This is a genomic window from Streptomyces sp. DSM 116795 (assembly GCF_055792905.1).
In genome coordinates, this window is sequence record NZ_CM147707.1 from 3269462 (window position 1) to 3288009 (window position 18548).

The window sequence follows — 18548 nt, forward strand, 5'->3', positions numbered from 1 at the left end:
GGCGCCTCTCCCGTAACGGCACTCACAACGTGAACGAGGCCGGACCCCGCGGGCGTTCCATCAGCCGCTCGCCGGCGTCAGCGGCGCCGGCGGAACAGCGGTGTCAGAACGACAGCGTCGCCAGAACGACAGCGTCGTCAGAACGGAAGGCCTGGCATGCCGCCGCCTCCGCCCAGACCCTGTGCGAGCGGGCCGAGCTTCTGCTGCTGGAGTTCTTCGGCGCCCCCGACCGCGTCCCGCACGGCCGCAAGTACGAGATCGGCGAGCGTCTCGGTGTCCTCCGGGTCGACCGCCTTGGGGTCGATGGCGAGACCCTGGAGCTCGCCCGAACCGTTCACGGTCGCCTTGACAAGGCCGCCGCCCGAGGAGCCGTCGACGGTTGTCTCCGCCAGCTCCTGCTGCGCCGCGGCGAGGTCCTGCTGCATCTTCTGGGCCTGCTGCAACAGCTGCTGCATGTCGGGCTGGCCCCCACCACCACCGGGAATCACGACTTGGCTCCTGGCTCGTCGACGATGTCTTGTCCGCATCGCGCGCTGTGCCCGCCGTACGCGGCGAGCGTGCGGCGCATGCACTTCGCGCAGTCCGCGCCGTACGCCTGCATCACGTGCTCCACGCAGGTGCCGTACGCGTACTTTTCATCTCGTAGATGAGCCTACGTGCTCTGTGCGGAGCCCGCTGAACCTGTCCTCATCCCGCCCGCCACGCACCCGGAACGGGCACGGAGAGCTCACTCGTGATCGAACTCCTCGATCACCGTGGCCCCCAGCTCGCGCATGATCAAGTCGTAACCGGAGAGGGCCGATTCGTCGAGGTCCGGATCGTCCTCCGCCGGCACGTCGTCCTCCAGCGCACCGTCGTACGCGGCAGCCGCCGGGGCCGCCGATGCGGAACCGGAGCCATGCGGACCCGCGGGGCCGGGAACCCTAGCCGTCACCCCGCCCGACGCCGGCCCTGCCTGCGCCGTGGCGAGCGCCTGGCGTGCGCCGGCGGCCGCGCCACCCTGGGCGCTCTGACCCTGGGGATGCCGTCCGCCACCGTCCGTACCCGGCCCTGGTGAGGAGCCGGGCGCCGACTGCGCGGACGGGAAGGAAGCCGACTGCGCGGCGGAGGCCGCGGAGCCCGGGGGGCCCGAGGGACCGCTGCCCGCACCGCCACCGCCGCCGCCGAAGCCGGCACCGCCCGGGGCAGCACCTCCGCCGGGCGGCCCGCCCGGGCCTCTCGCGCCCGTGCCGCCACCCCCGGACGGATCCACGATCGCTTCGACCTTCCACTGGACGCCCAAGGCGTCGTTCAGGGCCTGCAGCAGTACGTCCTCGCTGCCGCCGCCCACGAAGCTGTCGCGCGCGCCGGAGTTGGAGAATCCGAGCTGGAGCGTGGCGCCGTCGAAGCCGATCACCTGTGCGTTCTGGCTCAGCAGGATCCAGGTGAAGCGGCGCCGGTTCTTCACCGCGTCCAGGATCTGCGGCCACATCTGCCGCACCTGTGCGGCTCCCTGGGACGGATCCTGCGCGGCCGGTGCCGGAGCGGACTCGGCATCCGCGTGCTGCGGCGGCGCGGGCTCGGCGGAACCGGCGGAACCGGCGGAATCGGCGGAATCGGCATGCTCGGCCGGGCCGGCGCCCTCTGCCCGGGCAGGCTCAGCCGGAACAGGCTCGGCCGGGACAGGCTCGGCCGGGGTGCTCCGCTCGCCGCCGCCCGGCCAGGCGCCGGGCGGACGGCCCGTCGGCCCTGACGGCTGTTCCTTCCGGTCCTCCTGGTCCTTCTGCGCCGCTGGTGCGCCGGACACCGCTCCGGCCTCCTCGCCCGCGGTCCCGGCCCCGGCTCCCGTCGGCCACGCGCCCGGCCGCCGGCCCGCGCCGCCGGTGGGCGGTGCCGAGGCAGGAGCGCCCGCGCCGCCGCTCGGCAACTCGGCCGAGGGTGCCGGCTCGCCACCCCCTCCGGCCGCCTGAGCGGCCTCGGGCGCAGGCCCCGGCGCAGAACGCTGAACCGGCGCCGGCGATGGCGCGGGTGCCTGTGCCTGTGCCGCAGGCGCCGGTGCCGGTGCCGGTGCCGGTGCCGCGGGCTGGGCCGCCGAACCCGCCGGGGCACCGCCCGCGAAGGCCGCCCCCCGCTCCAGCCGGTCCAGCCGCGCCTGCACCGAGCGCTCGTCCCCGTACGCCGCGGGCAGCAGCACCCGGGCACAGATCAACTCCAGCTGCAGCCGCGGCGACGTCGCACCGCGCATCTCCGTCAGCCCCTCGTTGACGACGTCCGCCGCGCGGCTCAGCTCCGCGGCACCGAAGGCACGCGCCTGGGCCTGCATTCCCTCGACCACGTCGGCCGGGGCGTCGATCAGCCCCTTGTCCACGGCATCCGGAACGGCCGCGATGATCACCAGATCGCGCAGCCTCTCCAGCAGATCCGTCACGAAGCGCCTCGGATCGTGTCCGCCCTCGATGACCCGGTCGACGATCTCGAACGCCCGTGCCCCGTCCCCCGAGGCGAAGGCCTCGACGACGCTGTCCAGCAGCGCGCTGTCGGTGTAGCCGAGCAGTGCCGTGGCCATGGCGTACGTCACGCCGTCCTCGCCGGCTCCGGCCAGCAGTTGGTCCATGACCGACATCGCGTCCCGCACCGACCCGGCACCCGCCCGTACGGCCAGCGGAAGCACGGTCTCCTCCACCGGAACGGACTCCTGCTCGCACACCTCGGCCAGGTGATCACGCAGCGTCCCCGGCGGCACGAGCCGGAACGGATAGTGGTGCGTACGCGAGCGGATCGTGCCGATGACCTTCTCCGGCTCGGTCGTCGCAAAGATGAACTTCAGGTGCTCCGGCGGCTCTTCGACGACCTTGAGCAGGGCGTTGAAGCCCGCCGAGGTGACCATGTGCGCCTCGTCGACGATATAGATCTTGTAACGGCTCGAAGCCGGCCCGAAGAAGGCCTTCTCCCTCAACTCCCGCGCGTCGTCCACACCGCCGTGGGACGCCGCGTCGATCTCGATCACGTCGATCGATCCCGGCCCGTTGCGCGCCAGGTCGAGGCACGAGCGGCACTCACCGCATGGTGAAGGCGTCGGCCCCTGCTCGCAGTTGAGACAGCGGGCGAGGATGCGCGCACTGGTCGTCTTGCCGCAGCCGCGCGGGCCGCTGAAGAGATAGGCGTGATTGACGCGGTTGTTGCGCAGGGCCTGCTGCAGCGGATCGGTCACGTGCTCTTGACCGATGACCTCGGCGAAGGTCTCGGGGCGATACCGGCGGTACAGGGCGAGGGACGACACACCCCTGACGATATCGGTGCGGACCGACAAGTCACGCCGAGCTCCGCCCGCCCGTACACCCTGCCCGTACACGAGGCCGATTCCCGGACCCCGCAACGATCTTGAGCCCGGAAACGTGAACGCCCCCCACGCACCCGCCAGAGCCCTCCTACCCTTGCTGCCTTCCGGCCCTGGGGGAGTTCAGAGAGATAGCGCCACGTGAGGGGCTGCGCCCAACAGTACCCGATGCCCGCACTGAGGATCGAGTTCGCAAGCACTCCTCGGCGTCTTGTAGTGTTTGCGGCGGAGGATTCGCCTAGTGGCCTAGGGCGCACGCTTGGAAAGCGTGTTGGGGGCAACCCCTCACGAGTTCGAATCTCGTATCCTCCGCCCAGCCTCACCGGGCTGAACGAAGAGCCCGACCGCTCAGGCGGTCGGGCTCTTCGTCATGCCCAGTCTCAGTTCCACAGAGACGTAGCAGGTCAGAGGCCATTCCGTTCCGTGGGCGGGAGGATCTCCGGCTGTGTGGTGGCTGTTCCCTGCGAGTGTGTTCGGTGGGCCGCTACCCAGGTGACCACGTGTGCTCGGGTCTGCAGGTTCAGTCTGATCTTCACGGCTTCCAGATGGCTCGCAGCGGTACGTGGGGAGATGTGCAGACGTGCGGCGATCTGCTGGTTCGTCAGGCCCTGTGCGACGAGTTCGGCCACCTGCCACTGGCGGGAGGTGAGAACCGAATCGGGGTGGTCGCAGGGGCCCAGCGGCCAGGCGTTGTGCAGGGCGTAGCGGATGGCCTCGTCATGGCTGAGCTCCGCCCCGTCCGCCAGCGCGGCCGCGGCACGGGCCGGCGGCAGGTCCTGGCGGGCTCGCTCCGCGGCCGTCTGCACCATGTCCTTCCACCATGCGTCAGCGACCAGATGTGATTTTTCCCGGATCGTTTTCGCGGTGGAGAGCAGGCGCAGTCCGCGTTCGGGCTGGCCGTCGGTCATGGCGACGAGCGCCAGGCCTTCGAGGTTGTACAGCTTGCCCTCGGCGTCAACGGACTGCATGGTGAGCGCCATCGTGAAGTACTGGGCGGCCTCTTCGAACCGCTGCCGGGTGATGGAGACGCCGGCCGCGGTGTGCAGGGTGGCGCTGAGTGCCTCGGGCGCGTTGTCGCTGTCAAGTAACGACAGCGCCTCGTCGATGTGCCCGGTCGCCTCGTCGGCCCGGCCGATCATCAGCAGCTTCCAGGCGAGGCGGTTCAGGACCATCGCGAGGAGTGTGGGCTGCTCCAGTGTGCGGAGCAGCTCCACCTGCCGCTGATATATCCCGAGCGCCACGTCGTGCTCGCCCAGGCAGCTGCGCACTCTGCTGAGCGCACCGAGCGCGCGGACGATGAGCGTGGGGTGCTCTCGGGTCTGGGCGATGCCAAGAGCTTCGTCCGCGGGGGCGACGGCGTCCGCGTGATGCCCTCGCCGGCAGAGTGCGTCCGACAGCATGGTGGACAGGCAGGCGCGACCTACCGAGGGGGATGGGTGGGCTGCGAGCAGCCTCTCCGCCAGCCTCTCGGCCTGGCGGGGAACGCCGCGCCTGTTCCAGCAGGACGTGAGCGCGGCGCCGAGGAGAGGTGTTCGCGGATCGCCGAGACGTTCAGCGGTGGTGACGGCGTAGTGCAGGTTGTGGCGTTCCCGGTCGAGTTGTCCGGCGAGGTCGACGGCGGGGTTGCTGGTCCACAGCAACAGCCTCTCCGAGAAATCCGTCATCCAGGCCAGCAGCCGCTCGTGCACCTCTTCGGACTCGTCTGCCGCGTCGAGGCATTCCCCGCCGAAGACCCGCAGTGACTCCAGCATGCGGAATCGACCCGTGGCTGCCTGGTCACTCACCAGCAGGGACTTGTCGGCCAGGGCGGTCAGCAGTGACCACACACGGTGTCCGGACAGTCCGAGACCGGCGCACAGAGCCGTCGCCAATGGCTCCTCGAAGCCGCCTGGGAGCACTGACAGCCGACGGAACACCTGCTGCTGCTCCGCGTCGAGCAGGTCGTAGCTCCAACTTATGGCGGATCGCAGGCTCTGGTGGCGGTGCGGCGCGGTGCGCAGACCGCCCACCAGCAGGTCGAGCCGCCGGTCGGCGTCCTCCAGCAGACGGGTGGGAGAGAGGAACGCGGTCTGCCGCGCGGCCAGTTCGATGGCGAGTGGGATGCCGTCGAGACGCATGCACACCGCCGCGACGGTTTCGGCCATCGTGTCCGTGAGGGCGAAGGATGGTTGCACCGAGCGCGCCCGGTGCACGAACAGTTGCACGGCGGCGCCAGAGCGGGCCGCGGTACCGCTGCCGGATCCGGGTACGGGCAGGGGTGTGACGGGGAAGACGGTCTCACCGGTGATCTGCAGAGCCTCACGGCTGGTCGCCAGCACGCTGAGCCGGGGACATCGCTCCAGTAGCGGTTCGACGAGTTCCGCGCAGCTCTCGATCACATGCTCGCAGTTGTCCAGCACGATGAGGGCGGACCGGGAGCCGCAGCCGTCCGCGACGGCATCCTCGACGGAGCCGGTCGGCACGGATCCGCCAAGGACGGCCGATGCCACCGTGGGCGCGACCAGCGAACCATCCGACAGGGGCGCGAGGTTCACCCACCGCACACCACCGCCGTAAGAAGCGCGGATCTTCGCGAGGCATTCCAGCGCCAGCCGTGTCTTGCCCACGCCGCCCGGACCGGTCAGGGTGATCAGGCGGCTCTTGGCGAGTAGCGGACGCAGGTCCGCGAGTTCGCGTTCCCGCCCTACGAGCTGGTCCAGTACGGCCGGGGGATCGCCGTCCTGCTGGCGTGGCGGCGCTCCTGGGGAGGTGGCCGGGGCGACGGCGGACTTGGGCTGTCCGGCCGCGTCCGCCGGTCGTTCTCCCGTCTCCGTGTTCGTCTCCGTGGGCGCCGGGCCGCCGCGGTGCTGTCCGATCGCGAAGACGCCGTGCCGGGAGTAGAACTGCCGGTGCAGCGTCATCGCCGGCATGTTGAGTGTGGCGGCGAGCTGACGCCAGCTCGCTCCCCGCTGCCGGGCACGTGCCACAGCGGCTCGCAGGGCCCAGCCACTGGTCCTCTGCAGTTCGGCCAGTACCGAGGCCTGATCCTTCCCGCTTACGCCATTCGGAGATGTCCGCGCCATTACCTCCAGGCGCACCAGGTTGCTCACAAGAGCGTGGAGGGAAGCGGAAGCATCCTGCTCATGGCTCACCACCTCAGCATGCATGTGGCCGCGAAGTACGCGGAGTTCATGGTGCTTGCGTGACAAGAACCAGAACGGGATTTGTGAGAAGTCGAGTGGTGTTTGATGCCGTTCTTTGCGTTCCACTCCGCATGTGTGGGGGTGCTATCCGTCATGCGGCTCCCGTACCGGATCGGTACGCCCCGGGCGTCCTCCGGTCACCCCCGGTGGCCCCCTGTCGCCCCCGGCGTCCGGTAGCGGCTGGTCAGTTCGTGCGGGTGCGAATCTGTACCCCCTCATCGCTGCACGATCTGCCGATGCACACTCAGTCAGCAGCCGGTGAGGATCGAAAGACAGGTGATGGGGCAGATCACTTTGGCGCGTAGTACACACGCTTCGGGCCGAAGAAAATGACTGTAGAACCCAGAGATGACTGCGATGAGCCAGACCATTCAGATCCACGCCACAGAGGACACACAAGCGCGGCATGCGGGTCGAAGCCGGTCGGCGTCACCGGACTGGGGGCAGACCTCCAGCTACCGAAGACAGCCCACCTGAAACGCCGCCACAGATTCTGTGAACCTCGATATCGACCGGCCGGTCGCGTCGGGCAGTACCCGACACACGGGCGCGCGGGCCCACGAGCAGTGCGAGCAGCGCGCCCTCCACCAAGACCGCCGGGGTCACTTGCCAACTGCCAAGAGAGTTCACGTACAGCCGACACCGGTGAGCAGTGTGGCCTGTCCACGTGAACCTGGCCCCTGAATGAGGAGCTCTGAGTCCAACTCCCATGCGTGATGTGCTTATCAGCGTCCCTGCTCCCACACCACCGCGCCGTCCGTCGCGCATCAGAGCAGGTCGTCGCCCCCAGCCGGCCCAAGAGCAACGTGGGCGCGGGTTGGATACCAATGCGATGGCAGTGCTCGGTGTGAGCGCGGCCGAAGAGAAGGTCTACCGGTACTTCCTCCGCAACCCGAACACCCCCGTTGAGGAGATCCACGCGGAGGTGAACCTCGACAAGGAGTCAGTACCGGACTGTGTCGACAGGTTGCTGGACCTGGGCATGCTGCGCATCATCGGCGGGTGCCGCCTGATCCCTACCGATCCGGACATCGCCATCGCGCGGCTGGCGGACCAGCGACTGGGAGCGTTGCACAGCGAACTCCAGCAGGTCACCGGGTGTCGGCAGATCGCCGATTCGCTGCGTCCCGAGCAGAGTTCACGGACTACCGCCTCGTGTGATGTCGAGCAGCTCACGGATCTGGCGGAGATGCGAAACCGGATAGACGACCTCTCCTTCTTCGCGCGGGAGGAAGTGCTCTCCGTCGAGCCTTACGAGGAATTGCGACCGGAGAGCATCGAGTACGCACGCCGCCTGGACCTGCGCTGTCTGCGCAGGGGAATCCGGCTGCACAGCATCGTGCTGCGCGCTGCGCTCGATCATCCCCCCACAGCCGCCTATCTGCGCGAACTGGCGGGCCAAGGAGCACAGATCCGGGTGGTCGACGAGACCACGGAACGCATCCTGGCCTACGACCGGAACGTCGCCGTGGTGCCCCTGGATCCCGCGGAAACGTCACGCGGAGCGTTGATAGCCCACGAGAGCGGGTTGGTCTCCAGCATCGTCGCCCTCTTCTGGCGGATCTGGGAACAGGCCGGGGAACTCCCGGCCACGGACGAGGAGTCAGCCGACGAAGCGCTGATCTCCGCGACCAAGCGGGAGGTGCTCATGGCCATGTGTTCGGGCGACAAGGACGAGGCCGCCGCACGGAGCATCGGCGTATCGGTGCGTACGTTCCGGCGCAAACTCGCAGCCGTGATGAAGCACCTGGGGGCTGACAGCAGGGCGCAGGCGGCGCTGTTGGCCCGCGAGCGGGGCTGGATCTGAACCCGGGTCAGCCCATGCCCTCCGCCGCAGCCGGCTCGGGCGCCAGTGAGGGTGTGGTGGTCATGCCGAAGCGTGTGCGTAGTGCGGATTGTGCGGCCAGGTAGCCGGACATCCCGTGGACGCTGGGTCCTGGCGGGGTTGCGGCGGAGCACAGGAAGAGGCCGGGTAGTGGGGTGCGGTAGGGGTCGATGCCGGCGATGGGGCGGGCGAGGGACTGGGTCAGGGTCATGGCGCCGCAGCCGATGTCGCCGCCGACGTAGTTGGGGTTGTAGGTCTCGTAGCCGGCGCCGGTGATGGAGCGGTGGGCGAGGATGGTGTCGGTGAAGCCGGGGGCGTAGTGCTCGATGCGGGAGCGCACGAGTTCTGCGGGGTCTCTGAGGTCGCCGTTGGGGACGTGGGCGTAGGCCCATACCGGGCGTTTGCCGGGGCGTGCGCGGCCGGGGTCGGTGACGGCTGGGTCGACCAGCAGTACGAAGGGTTCCTGGGTGGGTATGCCGCGGGCGGTCAGGGTCTCCTGGTGGGTCATCTGGGTGTGGGTGCCGCCGAGGTGCACGGTTCCGGCTCTGCCGACGCTGGGGTTGGCCCAGGGGATGGGTTCGGTGACCAGGAAGTCGACCTTGGCGGCAGCTGGGCCGTAGCGGTATCGCCTGAGGCGGCGGGTGTAGCGCGGTGGCAGTTGGTCCTCGGCGAGGGTCAGCAGTCCTTTGACGCTGGTGTCCAGCAGTATCGTGTGGGCGCTGGTGAGTTGGTCCAGGCTGTTGATGGGGCAGGTGGTGTGGAAGGTGCCGCCGTGTGCGGTGATGTCGGCGGCCATGGCCCGGGCGATGCGGGCGCTGCCGCCGCGTGGCAGTGGCCAGCCGGTGCCGTGGGCGAGGTGGCCCAGCAGCATCGTGACGCCTGCGGAGGCGAGGCTGGGGAGTTTGCCCATGGCGTGTGCGGCGACGCCGGTGAGCAGGGCGGCTGCTTCTTCGGTGGCGAAACGGGCGGCGCCGAGACGGCTGGCGTGTACCGGTATCCGGGTGGCCAGTGCCAGTGCGGCGGCCGGGTCGTGGGGCAGGGTGCGCTGGCCGGAGAGGATCAGGTCCACCACGCCCTGGCTGTGGTTCAGCAGTGGCTGCATCAGTGTCCGCCAGCGTTCGCCGTCCGGGCCGAGTTCCTTGCAGGTGGCGGCCAGGTCGTGGTGGGCGAGTCCGGCCCGGCCGCCTTCCAGCGGGTGGGCGTAGGAGATTTCTGGGTGCAGGAGTTCCACGCCGCGGGCGGCGAGGTCGAACTCGCGGAAGAAGCGGGAGGCGGCGGCCATGGGGTGGACGGCGGCGCAGATGTCGTGGGCCACGTCCTGCTCGAAGAGCGGCTGGGTGCGCAGTCCGCCGCCGATGGTGTCGGCCGCCTCGTACAGCTCCACCTTCAAACCCGCCCGGGCCAGAGTCACCCCCGCCGCCAACCCGTTGGGCCCAGTACCCACAACCGCCACGTCGGCGGAGGTCATACGGTGCCGCCCACCGGTTCCGGGAACTGCTGACCGGCCTGGACGTCCGAGGTGCCCTCGGCGCTCTGCGGCTGGAACGCGTCCGCATCCGGCCTGAGTTGCTGCGGCGAGTGCTCGAACGCGTCCGCATCCGGCCTGAGTTGCTGCGGCGGGTGCTCGAACGCCTCGTAGGCCGGGTGCTGCTGCTCCAGATGCGGAATGACCGGCTCGCCCACGAGCCCTGACTCGGCGTGGAGTTGGGAGCCGGCGAGACGGCGGTAGAGGTCGTCCCGCTCCATCAGATCGTCATGGACTCCGGTCGCACGGACCCTGCCGTTCTCCAGCACGACGATCTGGTCCGCGTCGATCACCGTGGAGATGCGGTGCGCGATCGCGACGACCGCGCAGTGGCGCGAGATCCGCTGGAGCACATGCCGGAAGTCCCGCTCCGAGTCGGAGTCCAGATGGGAGGTGGCCTCGTCCAACAGCGTGATCGCGGGCTTCTGCAGCAGCGTGCGGGCGATGCACAGCCGCTGCCGCTGACCGCCGGAGAGCCCGCTGCCCTGATCGCCCAGATCGGTGTCGAGTCCTTGCGGCAGACCTTGGACGACATCCGAGAGACCGGCCATCTCCACGGCCTCGCGGATGTCGGCCTCTGCGGCCTCCGGGTTGGCGTAGGTGAGGTTCTCCCGGATGGTGCCGCGCATCGTCGCGCTGTCCTGCTGTACGTAGCCCACCAGTCCGCGGACGGTGTCCAGGGGCAGTGCCTCGATGTTCTGGCCGCCGAGCAGGATCCTCCCGCCGTCCAGCCGGTAGAAGCGCTCGATGAGCTGGAACAGGGTCGTCTTGCCCGCTCCGGACGGGCCGACGATCGCGGTCAGCCCGCGCGTCGGTACGTGGAAGGACACGCCCGCCAGCGCGTTCGCCTCCGCACCCTGTCCGTCGTACCCGAACCGGACGTCGTGGAACTCGATCGCGCCCCGGTCCTGGATCAGCGACCCGACGAGCGCGGGCTGCTGCTGGACCCGTTCCTCCTGTCCCTCCTGGGGCAGTACGGCCAGCCCGTCCACCCGCTGTACCGCGGCGCGCCCCTGTACGAACTGGCCGATCGCCATGAAGAACAGCACCAGCGGCGACACCAGGTAGAAGAGGTACATCACAAAGGCGGTCAGGTCAGCGATCGACATCGCTCCGCCGGCCACGCGGGTCATCCCGACGCCGACCACGATGGCCAGCGCCGCCTGGGTACCGACGTTCATGGACGGCATCAGCAGCGCGTTGAACGCGTTGACCCGGATCCCCGACGTACGTGCGAGGTGCGCCTGTTGGCAGATCCGCAGCAACTCCCGGTCCTCCGCACGGGAGGCCTTGACCGTGGGCAGCGCCGAGAGCACCCGCTGCACATCGGTGCCGAACGCACCGGTGTCCTCGCGGTTCTGCACGGCTACCTGCCGGAGTTTGCGGGCGAGGCCGATGGAAACCAGGCTGGCCACTCCCAGACAGGCCAGCGTGATCAGCATGAGCCAGATGTCGATGGCGAACATCAGGGCGACACCGCCGATGATCGTCGCCCCGTTGATGAAGAGCTGCGCCAGGCTCTGCGAAAGCGCGATCTTCACCAGGGAGGTGTCGGTCACCGTCCGGGTGAGGATGTCGCCCTGCGGCTGCTTGTTGACCGACGTCAGTTTGGCCCGCAGCAGCCGTTCGATCAGGATCCGGCGGACGTCGAAGACGATGTTCTCCCCGGTTCGTCCGATGGCGTAGGCCTGGAGTGAGGAGAAGGCCGCGTCCGCGCAGAAGAGTACGACGAGCAGAGCGATCGGCCCGGCGAGCGACTGGTCCAGCTGGGCAGTCCGGATCAGCTTGCCGATGGCGTAGGGCTGGGCGAGCGAGGCGACCACACCGAGAAGTCCCAGCAGCATGCCCGTGATCAGCAGCGCCCGGTGCTGGAGAGAGACGGTCCAGACTGATTCCGGCTTGCCGCATGTCGCCTCCCAGGTGGTGCGGTCGGTCTTGCGGCTGTGCCGTCCGCGGCCCCGCCGACGATCGGTGTACCGCGTGGCGGTCATTGCGGGCTCCTCCCGGAGTTGGTGGGTCGTGTCCCGGAGTTGGTGGGTCGTGCTTCGGTGGCTGCTGGGCTCCGCGCCGGGCTCGCCGGCCCGTCTCACCATCCCGTCAGGGCACCTCGTAGACGGCGATGTACATCGCGCCGCGCTCGTCGTATGCCGTGCCCTGCCAGTCCGACCAGCGGTGAACCAGTTCCAGCCCGCACACGGTGGCGTAGCGGTCGACCTCTTCCGGCGGGATGAGCCGGTTGACGTCGGAGGCGATGCGGAAGCCGTTGTCCTCGAACCAGACGTGGGACGACTGCCACAGACCCGTGTCCTTCTCGACCAACCAGGAGGTGAGCAGCCCGGTGTTGGGGTCGGGGTAAGGAGCGAAGGAGGTGAAGTGCCCGTTGTCCTGGCTCATGGCGAGGATTCCCGGGGTGTTGAAGTTCTCGATCACCAGGCGGCCGCCCGGTGCGACGCGGTGTGCGGCCCTGGCGACCGCCTGCCGCTGCTGCTCGGGTTCGAGCACCATCGAGAGGGTCCCGCACACCAGGTAGACGAGGGGATAGCTGCACTCGTCCTCGTATGTGCGCAGGTCACCGTGGACGGCCTGGACCGGAGCGCCGGCGCGTTCCACGCCGCGGCGCAGTTCATCGAGCATCTCCGGGGAGGAGTCGACGCCGATGACAGCGCCGATGCGTTCGGCGAGCGGTATGGCGATCCGCCCGGTGCCCACGCCCAGTTCCAGGGCGGGACCGCCGCCGGCCATGGCGGCGAGAGCCTCGGCAATCCCCTCCGCACCGGCGTTCTTGGGGAAGAGCTTGTCGTAGAAGTCGGCGAACCTGCGGCCGTAGCCGGGATCGTCGACCTGCGGCGCGGCCTCGCTCTTCGTCATGCCGCGCGCTCCAATCGGTCTGCGTGACCGGTGTGATCGGCGTCGGCGGCGTGGTCCGTGGGGTCTGGCTCGGGCAGCCGGATGAAGGGAGAGATGAAGGAGTACTGCGGGTCCTCGGAGTCGTCGTGTCCGCTGTAGAGCACCACCAGGAACTGGAAGCCGGTGAGCGAGACCCGTCGCGGGTCGGACTCGTCGAGGTGCCGGATGACGAAGTCGCGAAGCAGCCGGTACGCCGCACTGTCGGCGACCTTCACATCCTTACGGCCGATCAACCGGCCCAGTTCGCCGCACAGATCGAAGATGGCCTTCTCCTGACGGCGTCCGGGGAACCAGACGGCGTGGGCCCATTTCCGTTTGTTGATCTGTGATGCCGACTGCCAGGCGGACTGCTCGCCGTCGGTGTCCAGCGTCCGGTACAGCAGGTGGAAGTCGTGCTGGGCCGGGGTCGGGGCGAAGAACCGCCAGTTGGGTATGAGCAGCCCGACCTTGTCGGCTGTCCGAAGCCGGTCGAAGGCGGTGTTCGGGTGCTGGCTGAGTATCGTGATCGTCAGCCAGCTCGCGAAGCCGAGCTCCACCGCCAGCCTTATCGCTTCGCTCTTGGTCCTGGGCAGCAGCATCAGCGCACCTCCGGCGCGTCGGGTGTCGGGCGGAGCCCGCTCGTGCAGAGCCCGCTCGTGCGGAGTCCGACGGTGAACTCCCGGATCAGCTCCGCTACTTGGGCCGCGAGCTGTTCGTTCATCACGAGCTCGTCGTGCCTGGCGTCCTCGATCAGGCACAGGTCGCCATCGGGCGACGTGCCGACGAGCTCCCGGTGCAGCTCGGCGTGGACCGGGTCCCTGGCGTGCGTGGTGGCCGCGGCCACCAGCCGGAGCGGTACACCGACCTTCGGCAGCACGCCGTCGTGATTGAGGAACTCGGTGTGGGTCGCGCGCCATTCACGAACGGTGGTCTTCCACAGCTTCCAGTCGCGGAACTGGTCCAGAATCAGCGGCCGCACATCCTCAGGCAGCCATCGCAGCCAGGGAGGCGAGGTGAGCAGGCTGCCCAGACCGAGCCGGGCGGACTCCGGCATGAGCGCCAGAGCGGAGGTCAACACGTTGGCGCCGTCGGCCTGCATGCGCGACCGCAGCAGCTCGGCGGGGTGGCTGGGGTCCAGCAGCACAACGCCGGTCACCAGGTCGCGCAGCGGCTCGATCGCCCGGAGCGTGAGATGGCCGCCGAGCGAGTGTCCGACGAGTACCACCGGCCTGGAGGGGCAGACCTCACGGACCAGGTCGCGTAGGTCGGCGACGGCCGCGGCAAGGGAGAAGGGCTCCCGCATCCGGTACTCACTTCGTCCGTACCCGGCCCGGTTGTACGCCAGAACCGGGTGGTCGCAGCCGAGCATGCGGCGTAGCCAGATCCAGTGCTCCACGGTGGAGCACAGGCCGGTCTCGCAGACCAGGACCGGCGACGAGTCCGGTCCTTCGGCCTCGGTGAGCTGGTAGGCGAGCACGTTGCCCGTGGACGTCTCGAAGAACGACTCGTCGCCCTGGCCGCGCAGCACCCTGCGGTGGCGAAGCTGCTGGACGGTCAGCCCGGTCGCGACGACGGCGCTCAGCAGGCCGCCGGCGATGCGAGGGAGCGCGTCGTTGCGTACGGGGTGCGTCGTGATCTTCGCGGTTGCGGTCATCGGCTGCCTCCGCCGGGCTTCGTGGACTCGCGGCTCTGGGTGACGTAGAGGACCGCGGGGTAGGTCGCCAGGAAGGCCCACACGAAACGGCTCAGACCCATCACCCGGGCGTTGACGACGTGGAACGAGCCGAGTCCGGCGAGCATCGCCGGGGTGAGCCGTCCCTTGGCGAGGAATACCGCGGGGAAGGCGCACTCCATGGCGAGTACCGCGTGCGCCAGCTTCCGGGATGCCTTGGGATGGCGCTTCATCAGGTCGTAGACCTTGCCGTCGCCGTAGGTCTCGGTGCGCATGATGCCCGGCAGGGCGTCGCCGGAGCGCCAGACGGGGCTGGCGATCTTCACATAGCCCGATGTGGCGTACGAGAGCGTGGCCTGGAGCGCCACGTACCACAGGCAGCTGTCGACGAGTGCGGGCTGCCGCTGGCCGAGTCGGGCGATCATGGCTGCGGACTGCACGAGGAAGGAGAGCTGGTCCGATCCGTCGGTGCCGTAGTGGTGCCTCGGGTAGGTGGCGACCGAGGTGAGGGCGAGGAAGCCGTTCGCGGCAGCGCGGTGGCGCCGGCTGGTGCCCGGTACGAGCAGCGAGGCGCTGGCGAGTGCGCGGGCCCCGTGGATCCACCGGGTGACGTCCGGCCTGGCGAGGAAGTCGAGCGACTCGCGCACCTTCGGCGGTGCCCATGTGTAATTGTCCCGGGCCAGATCCCAGTTGTTCAAACCGCCTTTCTGGCGGTCGCGTTCGGCTGCCAGTATTTCCAGGCTGCTCATGAGATATGCGGTCGCACTGAGTTGTTCCGCGGTGGTCAGTGCGCGCTCCCGGCCTATGACCGGGGAGGAGAGCAATCTCCGTGCCGCAGAGGAGATGTTCATTTTTGCTTTTCCCTTTCCCTTCCCCGGCCATAGGAGTCATGTGCCGCCTCTCACCGGCGTGGATGGCAGGTGGTTATCGAGAGGCGTCGTCGCGCGACATGGGTCAGCCGCCCGCGGCCTGCCCGGCGGCGTTTCCGACCGCGATGCCGCCGGCTGCCGCACCGGCGACGGCGGCTGCGCCGGCCAGCCCGGCGCCGACCGCGGCAGGAGTGGCGAGGACCGGAGACATCCGGCCGATCCACTCGTTCTCACCGGCGTGGATCGAGACGCCGTTGAGTTCCTGGCTTGCGTTGACCTTGGTGGAGATTGCAGTCACGTTTACTCCTTGAGCGACGGTTTGATTCTGCTTGGGGCGCTGATGTGGCGGTTGTCAGCCGGCCTGGGCCTGGGTGACCCCGAGCCCGACGCCGGCTCCGAACGCACCCGCGGTGACCAGGGCTCCGCCGGCAACGGCAGCCGGGGTGGACAGGACGGGCTCGGCCGGCGACAGGTTCTCCACGTCCGCGGCGTCCTTCAGTACGGTGTCCAGCAGGTGACTGTTGTTGACCTTCTCAAGCAGCATGGGTGTGTCTCCTTCTTTCTCGTCTTTCGTGGTTTCGTGGTTTCTCGTGTGGCACCGGACTCGGAAGCCGAGTGCGCGGAAATCGCGATCTGGAATCCCTTCATCAGCATGGCGATTGGATTCCTCGGCTGCTCGCTTCCGGCATCACAAACGATGGCATGCGTCAATCTCCGAACGAAGGGATTTTGGTGGCATCTTGCTGCCTCGCACACGGCAGCATCGGGCCTCCATTAGGCCGCCAGCCGTGTGGGAGTGTTGTGAGTATGCGAATGACACTAGATGAGCAGGTAGTTCTGCTCTCCATTGACGCTCGGGGGCGCTTTCCGAAGCCGTGGCAGACAGATTGCGCCGCCGCCGGAGCCGTCCTCCTTGAACTGACTTTGGCAGGGCGGCTCGACGTGGACGACCACAAGGTCGTCGTAGCCGACCGGACACCCGTGGGCTCTGCCGTACTGGACGACGTGCTTGCGGTGCTGGCCGCACGCGAGAAGCCGGCCACCGCGCAGAGTTGGGTGCGTGAGCTCCGTAAGAGCGCTCGGGGTAAGGCACTTGACCGGCTTCGGGAGAGGGGGACGGTGCGCGAGGAGGTGAGCAGGACGCTGGGGCTGTTCACCACACGCCGCTATCCCACGCTCGACAGCTCCGTGGAGGTCGCGCTCCGCGATCGGTTGGCCGGTGTGTTGCTACGGGGCGAGACACCGGATGAACGCACCGTCGGCTTGGCGGTTGTGCTGAGTGCTGCCGGTCTGTACGAGTGCGCCTTCCCCGGGGTCCCGGCCCGGGAGGTCGAACGGCTCACGGCGAAGCTGGCGCATGACAACTGGGCCGCTCCCGCGGTACGCAGGGCCCTGGAGGCAATGCAGTACGAACTCGTCGCCGTCGTGGGCGCCGCGGCCGTGGGCGCCGCCGTCGCGGGCACCAGCCAGTAGTACTCCAGCGGCAGTTCGCCATCGTGTTCGGTCGCAGGTCTCCGAGACCGGCCACCGCCGTCACTTCACGCGCGTGCCGTTGCGGACGACGGGTTCGGCCAGGTGCCGGGGTCGGACGAGGTCGGCGTCGAGAATCGGTTCTGTGGAGTACTGGGCGAGGTAGATGCGGCGCATGCGGTCCGTGGTGTTGGGTCCGCTGCGGTGCAGAACGGTGCTGGAGAAGCAGGCGATACTGCCCTCCGGGACGATCACCGGGTCGCCAGGGTCGTCGCCGAAGTAGCCGACCCTGTCGTTGGTCGCCTCTTCGTGGACGTGGGCGACGACCTCGCGCGTCCCGGCGCGGGGATAGGGGAGCAGGTAGACCGTTCCGTTGGCCTCAGTGACGTCGTCCAGGGCGATCCAGCAGGTCAGGTAGGGCGGATGGGGGTAGTCGATGAAGCCGGAGTCCTGGTGCCAGGAGAAGCGCATGCCCTGCTCTGCGCCCTTGACGACGAACTGCTCGTTGAACAGGTACACGCTGTCGCCCAGCACCGCTTTCGCGATGCCGGCCATCAGATCACCGCTCAGGAACGCGCGGACGACCGGGCTCGCGTCGTAGGCGTGGACGAAGTAGCGACGTCCCCGGTGATCGAGGTCCAGGACGTCGACTCCCAGGCGCTCCATCTCCACGTGGCGTTCGTCGATGAACCGCCGGCACTCTTCACGGAGAGCTGACAACTCTGGCGGCGTCAGCACGCTCTCCAGGACGAAGAACCCGTCATCGCGGAAGCGTCGGAGGTGCTCAGGCGTGATACGCGGGCTCATGGTGGTCATCTCGTGCTCCTCTCGTCACCGACCGCCACAGGATCGCCCGTGGTGAACAGCTATGTCCTTTCACCGTCCCGCACGTGACTTATCATTTCGCGCCATGCTCGAAGACCTGCTTCTCGATCCCGGTCTGGACGGTCGGGTGGTACGGCACGGTGCGGGCGAAGTGCTGCTGCGGCGTCACCGTCACGAGGAGCTGGAGGTCAACCTCGTCGTGCGGGGCACCGCCCGCTACCTGGTGAACGATCGCTGCTACGACCTCGCGCCCGGCGCGTTGACGTGGTTGTTCCCGGGTCAGGAGCACGTGCTGGTCGACCAGTCCGCTGACCACGTGCTGTGGTGGGCGGTCTTCCGTCCCCGCCTCGTCGCGCGGATCGCGAAGGCGTCGCAGAGCGTTTCGTTGCTGGACGACGACCCGCCAGGTCAGTTCTCGCGTCGGCTGGACTACCCGCAGACGCAGCGGCTCGGCTCCCTCTTCGAAGAGGTCCAAGCAGCTCAGGGAGTCGACAGCGCCGTCGTCAACACGGGCCTCGCCTATCTGCTGGCGACCAGCTGGCGGGCATTCCTCGACAGCCGGAGCCCCGTGGAAGGCGTCGTCGTACATCCCGGCGTGGAGAAGGCCGTCCAACTCCTGCGCTCCGAGGCGGACACGATGGACCTGCCCCACCTGGCCAGGGCTGTGGACTTGAGTCCTTCACACCTGAGCCGGCTGTTCAGGGCTCAGGTCGGCATGCCGATCAGTCGCTACCGCAACCAGCAACGCCTTCAGCGATTCTTTGCGATCTACGGGCACGGCCGGCAGACCCCCGCGCTCACGGCGGCACTGCGGGCGGGATTTGGCAGCTACCCCCAGTTCTACCGGGTGCTGCGCGAGGAGACAGGACAGACCATCGCCACGCTGCGCCGGGCAACCCTGCCGCCATGATGACCAGTCGACTGGCATGCAGCCGGCGTTGAGTATCCGCATCGGCCCTTCCGGGCGACCGGGAGACC

At 68.7% G+C, this 18548-nt stretch carries 16 protein-coding genes, 1 tRNA gene and 1 other RNA gene; 4 read left to right on the forward strand and 14 right to left on the reverse strand.

Annotated elements, in window-relative coordinates; all coding sequences use genetic code 11:
• Positions 1-137: 137 nt before the first annotated feature.
• The 4 genes from ACSMXX_RS14035 to ffs form a co-directional block, all read right to left on the reverse strand.
• Complete coding sequence (locus tag ACSMXX_RS14035; protein WP_473184357.1) at positions 138-488, reverse strand: YbaB/EbfC family nucleoid-associated protein; 351 nt, start codon at positions 486-488, stop codon at positions 138-140.
• On the reverse strand, positions 485-613 hold the full coding sequence (locus ACSMXX_RS14040; protein WP_473184358.1) for a hypothetical protein: 129 nt from the start codon (positions 611-613) through the stop codon (positions 485-487). The genes ACSMXX_RS14035 and ACSMXX_RS14040 overlap by 4 nt, the downstream gene beginning before the upstream one ends.
• Before the next feature lie 114 nt (positions 614-727).
• Positions 728-3259, reverse strand: a complete 2532-nt coding sequence (locus ACSMXX_RS14045; RefSeq protein WP_473184359.1) for a DNA polymerase III subunit gamma and tau — start codon at positions 3257-3259, stop codon at positions 728-730.
• 112 nt (positions 3260-3371) lie between these two features.
• An RNA gene (ffs, locus tag ACSMXX_RS14050) (signal recognition particle sRNA small type) lies at positions 3372-3470 on the reverse strand.
• Between the two features lie 73 nt (positions 3471-3543).
• Between ffs and ACSMXX_RS14055 the strand changes: the two genes are divergently transcribed.
• Positions 3544-3628, forward strand: a tRNA-Ser gene (locus ACSMXX_RS14055).
• A gap of 92 nt (positions 3629-3720) precedes the next feature.
• Here the strand turns inward: ACSMXX_RS14055 and ACSMXX_RS14060 are convergent.
• Positions 3721-6216: an ATP-binding protein gene (locus ACSMXX_RS14060; protein ID WP_473184360.1), complete on the reverse strand. Its 2496-nt coding sequence runs from the start codon at positions 6214-6216 to the stop codon at positions 3721-3723.
• Positions 6217-7330: 1114 nt separating this feature from the next.
• Between ACSMXX_RS14060 and ACSMXX_RS14065 the strand changes: the two genes are divergently transcribed.
• Positions 7331-8305, forward strand: coding sequence for a helix-turn-helix transcriptional regulator (locus ACSMXX_RS14065; RefSeq protein WP_473184361.1), 975 nt, complete (start codon positions 7331-7333; stop codon positions 8303-8305).
• A gap of 7 nt (positions 8306-8312) precedes the next feature.
• On the opposite strand, the gene ACSMXX_RS14070 is transcribed toward ACSMXX_RS14065, so the two are convergent.
• The 8 genes from ACSMXX_RS14070 to ACSMXX_RS14105 form a co-directional block, all read right to left on the reverse strand.
• A complete protein-coding gene (locus tag ACSMXX_RS14070; protein WP_473184362.1) occupies positions 8313-9791 on the reverse strand; it encodes a phytoene desaturase family protein in 1479 nt (492 codons plus the stop codon).
• Positions 9788-11839 carry an ABC transporter ATP-binding protein gene (locus ACSMXX_RS14075; protein ID WP_473184363.1) on the reverse strand — a complete coding sequence of 684 codons (2052 nt, stop codon included), beginning with the start codon at positions 11837-11839 and terminating at the stop codon, positions 9788-9790. The genes ACSMXX_RS14070 and ACSMXX_RS14075 overlap by 4 nt, the downstream gene beginning before the upstream one ends.
• A gap of 106 nt (positions 11840-11945) precedes the next feature.
• Positions 11946-12716 (reverse strand): class I SAM-dependent methyltransferase, encoded by a 771-nt coding sequence (locus tag ACSMXX_RS14080; protein ID WP_473184364.1) that lies wholly within the window; start codon positions 12714-12716, stop codon positions 11946-11948.
• Positions 12713-13333, reverse strand: coding sequence for a hypothetical protein (locus ACSMXX_RS14085; RefSeq protein WP_473184365.1), 621 nt, complete (start codon positions 13331-13333; stop codon positions 12713-12715). Before ACSMXX_RS14085 ends, ACSMXX_RS14080 begins: the two co-directional genes overlap by 4 nt.
• On the reverse strand, positions 13333-14388 hold the full coding sequence (locus ACSMXX_RS14090) for an alpha/beta hydrolase (RefSeq protein ID WP_473184366.1): 1056 nt from the start codon (positions 14386-14388) through the stop codon (positions 13333-13335). The genes ACSMXX_RS14085 and ACSMXX_RS14090 overlap by 1 nt, the downstream gene beginning before the upstream one ends.
• Positions 14385-15257, reverse strand: coding sequence for a hypothetical protein (locus ACSMXX_RS14095; protein ID WP_473184367.1), 873 nt, complete (start codon positions 15255-15257; stop codon positions 14385-14387). The genes ACSMXX_RS14090 and ACSMXX_RS14095 overlap by 4 nt, the downstream gene beginning before the upstream one ends.
• Positions 15258-15360: 103 nt before the next feature.
• A complete protein-coding gene (locus tag ACSMXX_RS14100) occupies positions 15361-15573 on the reverse strand; it encodes a hypothetical protein (protein ID WP_473184368.1) in 213 nt (70 codons plus the stop codon).
• A 54-nt stretch (positions 15574-15627) separates the two neighbouring features.
• Positions 15628-15819: a hypothetical protein gene (locus ACSMXX_RS14105; RefSeq protein WP_473184369.1), complete on the reverse strand. Its 192-nt coding sequence runs from the start codon at positions 15817-15819 to the stop codon at positions 15628-15630.
• Between the two features lie 269 nt (positions 15820-16088).
• Between ACSMXX_RS14105 and ACSMXX_RS14110 the strand changes: the two genes are divergently transcribed.
• A complete protein-coding gene (locus ACSMXX_RS14110) occupies positions 16089-16748 on the forward strand; it encodes a GOLPH3/VPS74 family protein (RefSeq protein ID WP_473184370.1) in 660 nt (219 codons plus the stop codon).
• 60 nt (positions 16749-16808) lie between these two features.
• Here ACSMXX_RS14110 and ACSMXX_RS14115 read toward each other — a convergent pair whose 3' ends face one another.
• Entirely contained in the window at positions 16809-17561 is a 753-nt protein-coding gene (locus tag ACSMXX_RS14115; RefSeq protein WP_473184371.1) for a phytanoyl-CoA dioxygenase family protein, read from the reverse strand.
• Positions 17562-17655: 94 nt separating this feature from the next.
• On the opposite strand from ACSMXX_RS14115, the gene ACSMXX_RS14120 reads away from it, so the two are divergent.
• Positions 17656-18480, forward strand: coding sequence for a helix-turn-helix domain-containing protein (locus tag ACSMXX_RS14120; protein WP_473184372.1), 825 nt, complete (start codon positions 17656-17658; stop codon positions 18478-18480).
• Positions 18481-18548 lie beyond the last annotated feature (68 nt).